Genomic DNA, 14,350 nt, shown 5'->3' with positions numbered 1-14,350 from the left:
CTTTTTCAGGCGGCCTGGCCGCTATTTAGCGCCGGGGGCAGAGACCGTCGTTTCCTGCTGTTTTTGTTTGTGGTGTTCAATAGCCCCGGGCAGCACATAAAGCAGGCGTGCTGCCAGGATAATAAAGCTGACCAGCAAAACGATCCGGGTCATACGGCTTGTTTTACGCTGTTTTCTGAATGGCATGGCGCGGTTCACGCAAGTTTCCTGAAGTTAGCCCGTAGGCAATTGCACAATTTAGACACAGCGCGGCCGCTAGGTCAATGCCGATCGCCCGAAGGAGAGGGCTTTGTTCAGACGCGCGGCGCGGCGGGTTTACCTCTCAGCTTCCCTGACGGCAGCGAGATTCTGGCAGAGAAAAGCACTGAAAATGATGAAGATCAATTTTAGCCGGAGGAATATGCATAGTATTGCGGATACGCCAGCGCCGGTCTGCTCCGGCCTATCCTGTTCGGGCGTGATCGCCCTGTTATCCAGCGAGTATCATGATCATCACGGCCCGCCTTAACCGCTTCCGTCAAAGCCCTTGGGGGCTAGCCCTTATTCTGCCGGCTATTCTGATGCCGCTCACCACGCAGCTTTCGGTGCGCCTTTGGATGCTGGATGGCTACGTTTATCTGATCTATCTGCCGCTGGCTATGATTATAGCGATGCTGCTGGTGTATGACTGGAAGGCTTTTCCGGGGATAGCAACAGGGCTGAGCCTCTACTATTTTAACCGCTACGCGCCCGGGCCTGCGGCGGCGATCGCCGCCACCTGGCTGTTGGTGCTGTTAAGCGGCTGGAGCGGCTACCGGCTTCAGGTGAAACGGCGCTGGGGCGTCAGCTATGGCGAGCTGCGCCTGATGCCCAACAGGCTGTTCTGGCTGGCTTTTTTTATTCCCTCGCTGTTTGTTTTTATGATGCAGGGGCTGGCGACGGCAGGCCTTGTGCCGCTAAAAGGCTCGATTTTCCCCTGGGAACCGTTTTCGCTGCATACGCTGCTGAATTTTCAGTCCGTGCTGCTGGCTTGCGTCACTATGGTGCCGGTCTGCTATCTGGTCGTCCGCAGCCTGCGCAGTCCGGGCTATCTGCGGCTGACGATCTTTCGCCTTCGCCAGCAGTTTTCACCCGAGGTCAGCAAAACGGAAGGCGTGGTATGGACGCTGCTGTTGGCGTTTCTGTTGACCATGCTGCTTCAGGTCGCGCCTGGCCGGCAGAATCTGTTGGCCACCGAATACGGTTTGCCCCTGATGCTGCCTTTAATGCTCTGGGCAGCGATGCGTTTCGGCTATCTTTTTACCGGCCTGCTCTGGGCGCTGCTGCTGATGGTGCTTTATCAGCTGCGCGATCGTTTTCTTCATCCGGATACCGGGCCTTATCAGCTGGCGGTTATTTCAGCCAACCTGCTGGTGTTCAGCCTTAGCCTGCTGCTGATGGCGGCTATCACCACGCGCCAGCGCCGCACGCTGGCCAGAACCAAAGCGGCGGCGTTAAACGATCCCGTCATGAATCTGCCTAATCTGCGCGCGCTAAGCCTGGCGCTGGCAAACAGCCCCGGCTCCACGCTCTGCTTTCTGACTATCCCCGATCTGGATCGCCTGAGCCGCATCTATGGACTGCGCCTGCGTATTCATTATAAAAGCAGCCTGGCCGCCCATTTGAAGCCTGAACTTCAGCCGGAGGAAGACGTTTATCAGCTCCCCGGCTTCGATTTAGTGATGCGGCTGGAAGGGAGCGGGCAGCTGGCGCGGATTGAAAAGATCACGGCCCGGCTGAAAGATTACTGCCTGAGCTGGGACGGCCTGCCGGTGCATCCCGGTATCGGCGTCAGCTATTGCAGCGTCCTGCCGCCGGTCAATCATCTTTATGAGCTGCTCGGCGAGCTGAGCGGCATGGCGGAGCTCTCGCTGACCAGCGGCATAACGGAGAACCTGCAGCAGAAAATGACGCAGCCGGTGCAGTACCGCATCAGCAAAAAAATCGCGCTGCTGAATACCATCCAGCAGGCGCTAAAATCCAACGGTTTCCAGCTGATTGCGCAGAGAATTTGCGGCGTGCGCGGCGACGACTATCACGCGGTCTGGCTTGCTTTGGAAAACGACCATCGCGAACCGGTACCGGCAACAGAGTTTTATGCGGTCATCAACGAGTTCGGCTTAACCTGGGAGCTGGACTGCTGGCGGCTGCGCCAGATCCTCTGTTTTATCAACCAGCATCGGACAAGGCTGCCCGGCATCCGCATTGCGACGGAGCTTTTCACCCTTAGCCTGTGCAGGCCGGGGCTGGCGAAAGAGATACAGGCGATGTTGCAGGACTACTGCGTTGAGCCGTGGCAGCTGATCTTTTACGTGGAAGAGTCGCCGATGCTGACGCCGCACGGCGGTGGCTATCGGGCCATCGACCAGCTGCGCTATCTGGGTTGCCGCGTCGCTATCAGCAACTTTGGGCACGGCTACAGCAGCTACGCGCTGTTAAAGCAGATCGAAGCGGATATGCTGCGGCTTAACGGCGAGTTTGTCCGCAATATGTTTAATAACAGCCTGGATTATCAAATCATTGAATCAACCTGCATTATGGCCCGGCTGAAAAAAATGCAGATTGTGGCGGCGGACGTGGAAACGCAGGAGGCAGACACTCTGCTGCGCAAGCTGGGCGTGGATTACCTTCAGGGCGCGCTGTACGGCGAAGCAAAGCCGCTGTATTCGCTGGCGGAGAAGGCCGAGGCGCCTCCGCAGAGGCTGCCCGACTAGCCGCTACTCTTTCACCCGCTCTTTTTGCGCCAGCAGCGTGGCGAAACGCAGCGAAATGCGGTTGCCGTGCTCGTCCGTGCGGTGCAGCTGGCCGACATGCTCGTTATATTTCACGATCCGCCATTTGCGATAGTACTCGCTCAGCTCGCCGGATTTAAACGTGAAGGGGAACAGCGAACACGGATAGTCCTCCGTGTCCATCGCCGAGACAATCAGGTTATAGCCGCCCCGTACCGTGCTGGCCTGCATATCGGCAATCAGCTGCGGGATGGCTTCCGGCTGTAAAAACATCATCACCACGGTAGAGAGCACCAGCTCGTAAGCGCCGTTAAACCTCACGTTATTAAGATCTTTAACCGCCGTGTGAATGCCGCTCAGCTGCTCTTCCGCAATAATTTGCTCAAGACGCGCCGGATTGCGATCCCAGGCGGTTACCTCAAATCCCTTCAGATGGAGATAAAGCGAATTCCGCCCGCTGCCGCAGCCCAGATCGAGCGCCCGACCGCCGGGCGCTATCTGACTAACGGCCGCCACCACTTCAGAGTGCGGGGCGGTAAGCTGATACTTTTCGGTGTAGTAATGGTCGGGCTTCTGGTTCATTCATCGGACTCTTTGATCGTCAGCTGCCAGCCGGTCACCTCTTTCCAGTAGCTCTGTTCGCGTTCCAGATCGAGCTGAACCAGATTGTTCTGGCTAAAGTAATCGCGGGGGAAGGTCAGCGTCCAGTGGCCGTCGTCCGTCTCCAGCAGCAGCGAATCGGGCGTCGAAGTCGCCTGGCGCTGATTGTTCAGCAGCGTGCCCAGCCGCAGCAGAAACACCAGCGGCAGAAACTGCTTTTTCTTGTACAGCGTCAGGCGCGGCAGCTCGTCCACCTTCACCGCTTTGCGATGCCAGCGTACCAGCGTCGCCAGCAGCGTTTGCTGATCCTGATTAAAGCCCGGCATATTGGTGTTTTGCAGGATATAGGACGAATGGCGATGCAGGCCGCTATGGTTGATGGTCAGCCCCACCTCATGCAGCATCGCCGCCCATTTCAGCAGCGCGGCCAGCTGCGGATTCGCCTGCTTAGGATTTTGATCCCGCCACTGGACGTAGAGCTGTTCGGTGGTGTCCAGCACGCGCCGGGCCTGGTCGCTGTCGATGGCGTAGTGGTTCGCCATGCTCTGCGCGGTACGGCTGCGAATATCCTGATGGCGGAAGCGGCCCTCCATCTCATAAAGCACGCCTTCGCGCAGCGCGCCGTCGGAAAGCCGAAGCTCGCGGATAGCCAGCGCGTCAAAGACGCCGCAGAGAATAGCCAGGCCCGGCACAAACACCACCTTACGCTCGTCGGAAAGGCCCGGCAGGCTCAGGCTGTCGAAAGACTTATGCTTAATCACCTCGTCATAAAGACTCTCCAGCCGCTCTGGCGTAATCAGCTTGTCTTTCTCGCCCATCGCCTGGAGCACTTCCACCGTGGCTTTGATGGTGCCGGACGCGCCCAGCGCGTACTGCCAGCCGTGCAGGCGATACTGCCAGGAGAGCGTTTCCAGCTTTTGCGTGGCGGCCAGCCGCGCGCGGCGGAAATTCTCTTTGCTGATGGCGCCGCCGGGGAAATAGAGATTGGCGAAGCTGACGCAGCCCATGCGGCGGCTTTCCACCAGTTTAGGTTCGAAATCTTCACCGATCACCAGTTCGGTCGAGCCGCCGCCGATATCGATCACCAGCTTGCGGCCTTTTTCAGGCTGGGTGTGCTCCACGCCCATAAAAATCAGGCGCGCCTCTTCCTGCCCGGAAATAACTTCAATCGGGTAGGGGATGACGTCCGCCGCGCGCCGTAAAAAGTCTTCCGCATTCACCGCCTGGCGCAGCGTGTGGGTGCCGACGATGGTAACGTTGGCCGCGCTGAAGCCCTGCAAACGCTCGGCGAACAGCGCCAGACAGCTCAGGCCGCGTTCAATCGCCTCTTCGGCCAGCACGTTGTTGTGATCCAGACCGTCGGCCAGATGCACCCGCTGTTTCAACCTGCCGAGCACCTGCATGGCGCCGTCCACCACGCGGGCAATCACCATATGAAAACTGTTTGAGCCCAAGTCGATGGCGGCGAATTCCTGGGGTTTGGGCGTACTTTTCTGGGATATTGGCATAGTGGTTAGTCAGGTTGTTCCAGAGATTTAATGTAATCGTAAATAGCCAGCTGCGCGCGCACCTTACGGCGGTTGCCGCGCGGAACGTAACGGTTGCTAAGCTCTTTGTCTACGAAGCGCGCCTTAAGCGTATCACTGAAGAGGATGCCAATAATATCCAGCACCCGCTGTTTCAGAATAGGGTCAAGGATGCAGCAGGCCACTTCAATACGGTAATCGATATTGCGTGTCATCCAGTCGGCGGAGGAGAGGAACACTTTTTTGTCGCCGCCGTTATCGAAAATATAGACGCGATCGTGCTCCAGATAGCGATCGACAATGCTGATCACGCGGATATTATCGCTGATGCCTTCCAGATTGGGGATCAGCGAGCACATGCCGCGCACCAGCAGGTTAACCTTCACGCCGACGCTGGAGGCGGTGTAAAGCCGATCCACCAGGCCTTTATCGACCAGATTGTTGATCTTCAGCGTGATGCCGGCCTGAATGCCTTTCTGCGCGTTGGCTATTTCGTTATCAATCAGCTGATAGAGCATCTGACGCGAGTTCTGCGGCGACACCATCAGGTGCTCGAAACTCACCGGACGATAGGGGTTTTCGATAAAGTTAAAGACGCGTCTGACCTCGTTGGTGATGCGGGCATCTGCGGTCAGTAAGGAGTAGTCGGTGTAAATCCGCGCCGTTTTTTCGTTGAAATTGCCGGTGCCGATATGGGCGTAGCGGACGATCTCGCCGTTTTCACGACGGGAAATTAAAAACAGCTTGGCGTGAATTTTCAGGCCCGGCGCGGAGAAAATCACGTGCACGCCCGCTTCCGTCAGGCGTTTCGCCCAGTGAATATTCGCCTCTTCGTCGAAACGCGCCTGTAGCTCCACCACCACGGTGACTTTTTTACCGTTATAGGCCGCGTGGATCATCGCATCGATAATGCGTGAATTCTTCGCCACGCGGTAAATGTTGATCTTTATCGCCAGCACGGCAGGGTCGAAAGAAGCCTGGCGCAGCAGCTCCAGCACGTGCTCAAAGGTGTGATAAGGATAGTAAAGCAGCACGTCGCGATTGCGGATGGCGTCAAAGCCGTTGCGGAAGCGGTCAAACCAGATGTGGCGCAGCTGCGGCAGCGGTTTGTTGACCAGATTGGCCTTGCCGACGTTCGGGAAGCCGATAAAGTCTTTAAAGTTATGGTAGCGGCCGCCGGGCACGATGGAGTCATAGTTGCTGATGTTCAGCTTCTTGCTGAGCATCTCCACCATCGCGTCGGGCATATCGCGCTGATAGACAAAGCGCACCGGCTCGGCGGTCAGGCGCTGCTTCAGGCTGGAAGACATCAGCTCCAGCAGGCTGGACTCCATTTCGGTGACCAGGTCATATTCCGCATCGCGGGTCATCTTCATCGAATAGGCGTTCAGCGCATCGTAATCAAAAAAGCCGCGGAAGATATCGCCCAGACAGTAGCGCAGAATGTTATCCAGCAGGATCATCGGTTTGCGGCGGCGCGGTGTTTCCGGCGGCAGGTTGACAAAGCGCGGCACCTTATCAGACGGGATCTCCAGCAGCGCATAGTCAATCTTTTCGCCGCGAATAATCTCTACCGCCAGATAGGTGTAGTCGTCTTTCAGAAACTCAATCAGATCGGTGTCGGGATAAACCAGGATCGGCGTAATGTGCTGCCGCAGCTCGTGTTTAAAATAGTGCCGCAGCCAGCTTTGCTGATTGGGAGAGAGCTGACGTTCGTTGATCAGAAAAATTTGGTTGCGCGCCATTTCCAGCAGCAGATCGTTATACAACCCGTCAAATTCCTGATCGGCTTTCAGCACGCGCGCCTGGATTTTTTTCAGCAGATGGCGCGGCGTGTCGGGCGAACCCTGTTCTTCCCCAATCAAAATGCGGCGTTTCAGATCGGCGAAGCGGACTTTATAAAACTCTTCCAGATTATTGGAGTAGATGCCCAAAAACCGCATCCGTTCAATCAGGGGATTGGATTTGTCCGCCGCTTCCTGTAAAACGCGCTCATTAAAGGATAACCAGCTTAGTTCTTTCTCTATATAAAGCTTTTCCTGACCCATTTTTACTCCGTTCCACAGATCCTGTAAAAAACCAGGCATTGTCTCGGGGCATTATGACGAGAGTATGACAGCCCTGTCTATGGCGAATCCCGATTGTCTTATTAGCCACATACGGGCAACATAAGGCGCTTAAGCGCATTTTATAGCGAAGACTGGCATGAACCCAATTCCCATTCCTGCACATTATAACGATCGGCGGCGGCAGTTTATCGATCGGCTGACCCGACGCGTGGTGATGGCCTGCGGACTGGCGATTTTGCTGGTGATGCTGCTGCTGTTCGTCTGGCTGATCTGGGTGGTGGTGCCGCTTTTTTCGTCGCCGACGCTCAGCAGCGTTAGCCGCATTGCGCTGGATCAGGACCAGCCGGCCGTAGCAATGGGCATGGACGCGCAGCAGCAGTGGGGATGGCGTATTGACGCGCAGGGCAGGGCGGAATTCCTTTCGCTGATGAATCAGTCGAAAGTGCCTGCGCTATGGCTGGCGCAGGGCCGCGTCGCCGTTGCGACGGATAACGACAGCGTCCTGCTGAAAAGCGCCGCCGGCCTGACGCTGGTGCAGCCCGACTTCAGCGAAGCGGAGCCGCGCTGGAAGTTTCCGCTGGGCGACCAGCCGCTGGGCGGCAATCCCGACGCGAAGGTTATTGCGCTGGCGCAGACGGCGGAAAACCGCTGGCTGGTGGCCGAGGCCAGCGCCACGCAGATCACGCTTTACCGCTTTCAGCCGCTACAGGCGACGGCAAGCTTCAGCGTCAGCGTGCCGGACGTCAGCCAGCTGATGATTTCGCCCGATGGACGGCTGCTGTACGGCCTTGCCAAAAACAGCCTGCGCGTCTGGCGCATCACCGACGGCGGTCTGACGCTGCGCGAATCCCACACCTTACTGCAACAGCCGGAACGGCTGGCCCAGCTCAGCGGGGGCAGCACGCTGCTGATGGCTGACCACGACAGCATCACACAGTGGTTTGATATCGCCAGCGCGACCGGCCCGCATCTGAACGCTATCCGTGCTTTCCATCACGCCAGCAACCAGCCTCTGCTGTTAAGCGAGGCGCATCGCCGCGTGTTCGCTACCTTAAACCCGGCGGGCGAATTTAAGCTGTTCGCCAGCAAGCAGGAAGGCGTGGTGCTGCGCAGCCAGCTCGATCCCGGCGTGCTGAACGCGGCCTTTGCGCCGCGCGGCGACGGGCTGCTGGTGGAGCGACAGGGCAGCTGGCAGCATTATCACCTCAGCAACCCCTGGCCGGATATCAGCTGGCGCAACCTGTGGCAAAAAGTCTGGTATGAGCACTATCCGCAGGCGGACTACGTCTGGCAGTCCACGTCGGCCAACGACGATTACCAGGGCAAGTTCAGCCTGGTGCCAATGGTGGTCGGCACGCTGAAGGCGGCGGGACTGGCGATGCTGTTCGCCACGCCGCTGGCGCTGGCCGCCGCTATGTATACGGCCTGGTTTATGGCGCCCGCGCTGCGTCGCTGGGTAAAACCGGCGATAGAAATGATGGGCGCGCTGCCCAGCGTGGTGATCGGGCTGATTGCCGGGCTGTGGCTGGCGCCGCAGCTGGCGGATCGCCTGGCGGGCGTGCTGCTGTGGCCGCTGGCGCTGGCCGCCGCGCTGCTGCTGTGCAGCCACGTTTCACAACGGCTGCCGGAAAAATGGCGCAGGCGGCTGTGCGGCGAAGGGCGTGAAATCTGGATTTTACTGCCGGTGCTGCTGCTGGTGACGCTGGGCTGCCTCTGGCTGCTGCCGATGCTGGAACATCGCGTGCTGGGCGTCAGCCTGGCCGACAGCCTGTGCGGCGGCTATCAGCAGCGTAACCTGCTGATCGCCAGCGTGGCGATGGGCTTTGCGCTGGTGCCGCTGATCTTCACCCTGGCCGAGGACGCCATTTTCAGCGTGCCGCCGTCGCTGGGGCAGGGATCGCTGGCGCTGGGCGCGACGCAGTGGCAAACCTTAACGCGCGTCGTGCTGCCGGGCGCGTCCGCCGGTATTTTTGCGGCGCTGATGATCGGCTTTGGCCGGGCGATAGGAGAAACCATGATCGTGCTGATGGCAACGGGCAACACGCCGGTGACGGAAGGCGGATTGTTACAGGGCGTACGCACGCTCTCCGCTAACGTGGCGATAGAAATGCCGGAAGCCGCTGCAGGCAGCGGCCATTATCGGGTGCTGTTTCTGAGCGCGCTGGTGCTGCTGGTCTTTACGCTGGTGGTCAACACCCTGGCGGAGCTGGTGCGTCAGCGGTTGCGTCAGCGCTTCAGCCAGCAGGAAATGCAGGGATGAGCGCCGTTAGCCGCAATCATCGCTGGCGATGGCTGACCGGCGGCGCGGTGGCGCTGAGCCTGTTGGCGTTTCTGTTGCTGATCGCGCTGCTCGGCTGGTCGGCCATGCGCTACTTCTGGCCGCAGCCGGTGACGCTGTTTACGGTGGATCATGCGCCGCAGACGCTGGGTGAAATCGCCAGCTCTCAGGGCGTCCCGCGCGAGCGTCTCGAGGCCAGCGGCGCGCCGCTGCCGGATAATCTGCCGGAACACGTGACGCGTTACCTGATTAAAACCGGCAACCGCGACTTCAGCGACAGTGATTTTCACAGCCTGCTCAGCAGCGATATTATCGCGACGGAGCGGCCAGGCAACGTTATCGCCCTGCAACGTCGCGTCGGCGGTATGGCCTACGGCTGGTTTGACGGCCTGCGCGAAAACGGAAGGCCGCTGGTGGCTGCCGATATGATGCGCGTGCTACAGCAGCGGATTAAAGAGACGCGGCAGCGCCAGCGGCAGGCAGAAAAAATTCGCCATGTGGCGCTGGCGCGGCTGAACAGCGAAATGGAGCAGCTGGATCGTAAACGGCAGCGCCTGGAGCAGGAGCAGCGCTATACGCCGCAGGCGCAGAGCATCTGGCAGGCGGACAGCGCCGAGCTTCAGCGGCAGTTTCGCCAGCAGGCGCAGGCGCTGACCGGACTGAGCCAGGAGAACGAAGGCACCGTGCTGGTGCTGCGCGACGTCACGGGATCGCAGCATCTTATTCCGCTGACGCAGATCCTGGCGGCCTGGTATCCCAACGCCATGAGCTACGGCGAAAAGTGGCGCCATTTTGGCTCGCAGCTGTGGCATTTTGTCAGCGGCGCTTCCGGCGGCAGCCTGGGCGAAGATGGCGTATTTCCGGCTATTTTCGGCACGATTTTAATGGTGCTGCTGATGTCCGTGGTGGTGATGCCGCTTGGCGTGGTGGCGGCGATCTGGCTGCATGAGTATGCCGGCAACGGTTTTCTTACGCGTCTTGTGCGCATCGCGGTAGTCAATCTGGCTGGCGTGCCCTCCATCGTTTACGGCGTGTTCGGCCTGGGCTTTTTTGTCTGGCTGGTCGGCGGCAGCCTGGATCGGCTTTTTTTCGCGCACGCGTTACCGGATCCCACTTTCGGCACGCCGGGCCTGCTCTGGGCGTCGCTGACGCTGGCGCTGCTGACGCTGCCGGTGGTGATTGTCGCCACGGAAGAGGGACTGTCGCGCATTCCGCAGACGCTGCGGCAAGGATCGCTGGCGCTGGGCGCAACCCAGGCGGAAACGCTGTGGCATGTGGTTTTGCCGCTGTCGATCCCGGCGATGCTGACCGGGCTGATCCTGGCGGTGGCGCGAGCGGCAGGCGAAACCGCGCCGCTGATGCTGGTTGGCGTGGTGAAAATGGTGCCGGAGCTGCCGGTGGATGCGGTTTTCCCCTATCTGCATCTTGACCGCAAATTTATGCATCTTGGCTTCCAAATCTACGATCTGGCGTTTCAGAATCCCCACGCGCAGGCGGACAGGCCGCTGGTTTTCGCCACGGCGCTGCTGCTGGTGCTGATTATTCTGGCGCTGAACCTGCTGGCGATGGCGCTGCGCCACCGGCTGCGCGAACGCTACCGCGCGCTGATTAATTAATGGAGAAGAGCGTAATGCCAAACGAGCAGGACACCGCGCTGGAGGTGGAGAACCTTTCGCTGTGGTATGGCGAGAAACAGGCGCTGAAGGCAATCGATCTGCGCGTGCCCAAAAACCGCATTACCGCGCTGATTGGCCCGTCGGGCTGCGGTAAATCGACGCTGCTGCGCTGCTTTAACCGCATGAACGATCTGATTGACGGCTGTCGGGTTACGGGCGATATCCGCCTGCAGCAGCAGTCGATTCTGGGCGGCAATGAGGATCTCGCGGCGCTGCGCAGAAGGGTCGGCATGGTTTTTCAGCGGCCAAACCCGTTCCCCAAAACCATCTATGAAAACGTGGTGTACGGGCTGCGTCTTCAGGGCGTACGCGACAGGCGCGTGCTGGACGAGGCGGTGGAAAGCGCGCTGCGCGCGGCGGCGCTCTGGTCAGAGGTAAAAAACAACCTCTGGCAGAATGCCTTAACGCTCTCCAGCGGCCAGCAGCAGCGGCTGGTGATCGCCAGAGCCATCGCCATCGAACCGGAAATTTTGCTGCTGGACGAGCCGACCTCGGCGCTCGATCCGATCTCCACGCTGGTGATTGAAGAACTGATGAGCACGCTGAAACAGCATTTCACGCTGGTGCTGGTCACGCATAATATGCAGCAGGCCGCGCGCGTATCCGACTATACCGCGTTTATGCATCACGGCAGCGTGGTGGAGTTTGACGAAACGGACAGGATTTTTACCGCGCCGCGCCAGCGACGCACAGAGGATTATATTACGGGACGCTATGGCTGAATAAAAAAGGGAAACGCCGGTTTCCCTTTTAGCCCCAGGCGTAGCCTTCCGGCGGCAGTTGCTCGCCGTCCAGCCAGGCCGCGCCGTCCTGCATTTTCAGGCGGCCATCCGCAAACCAGCCGACCACCAGCGGATAAATAGCGTGCTCCTGATGCTGCACGCGCGCCGCGACCTCATCGATCGTATCTCCGGAAAAAACCGGTACTTTGGCCTGAAGGATCACCGGGCCACCGTCCAGCTCTTCGGTAACGAAATGCACCGAGGTGCCGTGCTCTTCGTCGCCGTTTTCAATCGCCTGGCGATGCGTGTGCAGGCCAGGATATTTCGGCAGCAGGGAAGGGTGGATATTCAGCATCCTGCCCGCGTAGCGCGCCACGAAATCCGCACTCAGAATACGCATATAGCCTGCCAGGATCACCAGGTCGGGCGCGTAGGCGTCAATTTCCAGCATCAGCTGGCGATCGAAGGCGTCGCGATCGGCAAACTGCGCGGCCGCCAGCGCATGAGCGGGCACGCCCGCCTCGCGCGCGCGCGTCAGGCCGTAAGCGTCGGCTTTGTTGCTGAACACGGCAGCAACGCTGCCGTGGATCCGTCCCTGCCGGCAGGCGTCCAGAATGGCCTGGAGATTGCTCCCCTGGCCGGAAACCAGCACGACGAGCCGCTTCATGCGTTAATCACCACGCGCTCTTCGGCACCGGAGGCTTTAATCACGCCAATCTTCCAGGCTTTTTCGCCGGCGGCGGTCATCAGCTCTACCGCTTTATCCGCTTCGCTGGCGTCCAGCGCAATCACCATGCCGACGCCGCAGTTAAAGGTGCGATACATTTCAAAGCGGCTGACGTTGCCCGCTTCCTGCATCCAGCCGAACACGGCAGGCCACTGCCAGCTTGACTCCGACAGCACCGCCTGGGTGTTGTCCGGCAGCACGCGCGGGATGTTTTCCCAGAAGCCGCCGCCGGTCAGGTGGGCGATAGCGTGGACGTCAACCTGCTCAATCAGGCTGAGAATATTTTTAACGTAAATGCGGGTTGGCTCCAGCAGATGATCCGCCAGCGGCTTGCCTTCAAGCAGGGTGGTTTCCGGGTCGGTATTGCTGAACGCCAGAATTTTGCGCACCAGCGAATAGCCGTTGGAGTGCGGGCCGCTTGAACCCAGCGCAATCAGCACGTCGCCGTCTTTGACTTTGCTGCCGTCGATAATTTCCGACTTTTCCACCACGCCAACGCAGAAGCCCGCCACGTCGTAATCTTCGCCGTGATACATGCCGGGCATTTCAGCCGTTTCGCCGCCGACCAGCGCGCAGCCGGACTGTAAGCAGCCTTCTGCAATACCGGTAATCACGCTGGCGGCCGTCTCCACATCCAGCTTACCGGTGGCGTAGTAATCAAGGAAGAACAGCGGCTCGGCGCCCTGGACCACCAAATCGTTCACGCACATCGCAACCAGGTCGATACCGATGGCATCGTGGCGCTTCAGGTCCATGGCCAGACGCAGCTTGGTGCCGACGCCGTCAGTGCCGGAAACCAGAACCGGTTCACGGTATTTTTGCGGCAGCGCACAAAGCGCACCGAAACCGCCCAGTCCGCCCATCACTTCCGGGCGACGAGTCTTTTTCACTACGCCTTTGATACGGTCGACTAAAGCATTGCCAGCATCGATATCTACACCGGCGTCTTTATAGCTGAGAGAGGTTTTGTCGGTCACTGCGAAATCCCCACGCGGTTTGCGGTTGGTGGTTGGTAATAAAGCGCGGCAATTCTAACAGCGCAGGCAAACGTTTGCGAGCCTCATCTTCGCCACCATTGCGCCGCGCTCACTTTGCGCTAATCCTTAAGGGGATGGCAGGGATCCGGCAGAAGTCGGATTAAGTAATAGGTACTGGCTGCTAAATGGCGCTATAATCTCGCGATTTTTTTTTGCAGCCATACACTCCGGGAGTAAAACAATGAAGATCGTGGAAGTCAAACACCCGCTGGTCAAACATAAACTGGGTCTGATGCGTGAACAGGACGTCAGCACCAAACGTTTTCGTGAACTCGCCTCGGAGGTGGGAAGTCTGCTGACTTATGAAGCCACATCGGATTTAGAAACGGAAAAGGTCACTATCGAAGGCTGGAACGGCCCGGTGGAAATCGACCAGATCAAAGGCAAAAAAATTACCGTTGTGCCTATCCTGCGTGCCGGCCTGGGCATGATGGAAGGCGTGCTGGAGCACGTGCCCAGCGCGCGCATCAGCGTCGTGGGCGTGTATCGCGACGAAGAGACGCTGGAGCCGGTGCCTTATTTTCAAAAGCTGGTTTCCAATATCGAAGAGCGCATGGCGCTGGTGGTTGACCCTATGCTGGCGACCGGCGGCTCGATGATCGCCACTATCGACCTGCTGAAGAAAGCGGGCTGCAGCAGTATTAAAGTGCTGGTGCTGGTTGCCGCGCCGGAAGGCATCGCGGCGCTGGAAAAAGCGCATCCGGACGTGGAGCTGTATACCGCCTCCGTCGATCAGGGACTGAACGAAAAAGGATATATCATTCCGGGCCTTGGCGACGCGGGCGACAAGATCTTCGGTACGAAATGATAAAGCCGCAGGCCTTTTATCCGCCCGTCCGGGGCCGGACAGCGTCCGGCATCGCCGCGCGTTGCCCAACGGCCGCGCCGGGCATCGGCCTGCAACCCGCGTTTTATCATGACTGCCAGCGATCAAGCCGACCAGAGAGTCGGTTTTTTATTGTGAA

11 protein-coding genes are annotated in these 14,350 nt (G+C 59.1%); 5 read left to right on the top strand and 6 right to left on the bottom strand.

Annotated features, from left to right (window positions below):
• Positions 1–21: 21 nt before the first annotated feature.
• Positions 22–198 carry a YfgG family protein gene (locus QZH36_RS18080; RefSeq protein ID WP_125289545.1) on the bottom strand — a complete coding sequence of 59 codons (177 nt, stop codon included), beginning with the start codon at positions 196–198 and terminating at the stop codon, positions 22–24.
• A 287-nt stretch (positions 199–485) separates the two neighbouring features.
• On the opposite strand from QZH36_RS18080, the gene QZH36_RS18075 reads away from it, so the two are divergent.
• Positions 486–2,732, top strand: a complete 2,247-nt coding sequence (locus QZH36_RS18075; protein WP_301730798.1) for a sensor domain-containing phosphodiesterase — start codon at positions 486–488, stop codon at positions 2,730–2,732.
• A 3-nt stretch (positions 2,733–2,735) separates the two neighbouring features.
• On the opposite strand, the gene tehB is transcribed toward QZH36_RS18075, so the two are convergent.
• Genes tehB through ppk1 form a run of 3 tightly spaced genes read right to left on the bottom strand, consistent with a single transcriptional unit; the run spans position 2,736 to position 6,924 of the window.
• Positions 2,736–3,332: a tellurite resistance methyltransferase TehB gene (tehB, locus tag QZH36_RS18070; protein WP_301730796.1), complete on the bottom strand. Its 597-nt coding sequence runs from the start codon at positions 3,330–3,332 to the stop codon at positions 2,736–2,738.
• The gene (gene ppx, locus QZH36_RS18065; RefSeq protein ID WP_253459376.1) at positions 3,329–4,858 is read right to left on the bottom strand and encodes an exopolyphosphatase; all 1,530 of its coding nucleotides are present in this window, start codon (positions 4,856–4,858) and stop codon (positions 3,329–3,331) included. Before ppx ends, tehB begins: the two co-directional genes overlap by 4 nt.
• Positions 4,859–4,863: 5 nt before the next feature.
• Positions 4,864–6,924, bottom strand: coding sequence for a polyphosphate kinase 1 (gene ppk1, locus QZH36_RS18060; protein WP_253459378.1), 2,061 nt, complete (start codon positions 6,922–6,924; stop codon positions 4,864–4,866).
• A 157-nt stretch (positions 6,925–7,081) separates the two neighbouring features.
• Between ppk1 and QZH36_RS18055 the strand changes: the two genes are divergently transcribed.
• The 3 genes from QZH36_RS18055 to pstB are packed head-to-tail and all read left to right on the top strand — an operon-like array spanning position 7,082 to position 11,621.
• The gene (locus tag QZH36_RS18055; protein WP_301730794.1) at positions 7,082–9,205 is read left to right on the top strand and encodes an ABC transporter permease subunit; all 2,124 of its coding nucleotides are present in this window, start codon (positions 7,082–7,084) and stop codon (positions 9,203–9,205) included.
• Positions 9,202–10,839 (top strand): phosphate ABC transporter permease PstA, encoded by a 1,638-nt coding sequence (gene pstA, locus QZH36_RS18050; protein ID WP_301730793.1) that lies wholly within the window; start codon positions 9,202–9,204, stop codon positions 10,837–10,839. Before QZH36_RS18055 ends, pstA begins: the two co-directional genes overlap by 4 nt.
• 14 nt (positions 10,840–10,853) lie before the next feature.
• Positions 10,854–11,621, top strand: coding sequence for a phosphate ABC transporter ATP-binding protein PstB (pstB, locus tag QZH36_RS18045; protein ID WP_301252009.1), 768 nt, complete (start codon positions 10,854–10,856; stop codon positions 11,619–11,621).
• Between the two features lie 28 nt (positions 11,622–11,649).
• Here the strand turns inward: pstB and purN are convergent, their stop codons facing one another.
• Positions 11,650–12,288, bottom strand: a complete 639-nt coding sequence (gene purN / locus QZH36_RS18040; protein WP_253459388.1) for a phosphoribosylglycinamide formyltransferase — start codon at positions 12,286–12,288, stop codon at positions 11,650–11,652.
• The gene (gene purM, locus QZH36_RS18035) at positions 12,285–13,325 is read right to left on the bottom strand and encodes a phosphoribosylformylglycinamidine cyclo-ligase (protein WP_301730792.1); all 1,041 of its coding nucleotides are present in this window, start codon (positions 13,323–13,325) and stop codon (positions 12,285–12,287) included. Before purM ends, purN begins: the two co-directional genes overlap by 4 nt.
• Before the next feature lie 241 nt (positions 13,326–13,566).
• Between purM and upp the strand changes: the two genes are divergently transcribed.
• Positions 13,567–14,193: a uracil phosphoribosyltransferase gene (gene upp / locus QZH36_RS18030; RefSeq protein WP_125289554.1), complete on the top strand. Its 627-nt coding sequence runs from the start codon at positions 13,567–13,569 to the stop codon at positions 14,191–14,193.
• Positions 14,194–14,350: the final 157 nt, after the last annotated feature.

Source organism: Erwinia wuhanensis (genome assembly GCF_030484085.1).
In the GTDB taxonomy this organism is placed as follows: Bacteria; Pseudomonadota; Gammaproteobacteria; order Enterobacterales; family Enterobacteriaceae; genus Erwinia; species Erwinia aeris.
The sequence above is the reverse complement of the archived record's forward strand: the minus strand, read 5'-3'. Positions and strand labels throughout refer to the sequence as shown.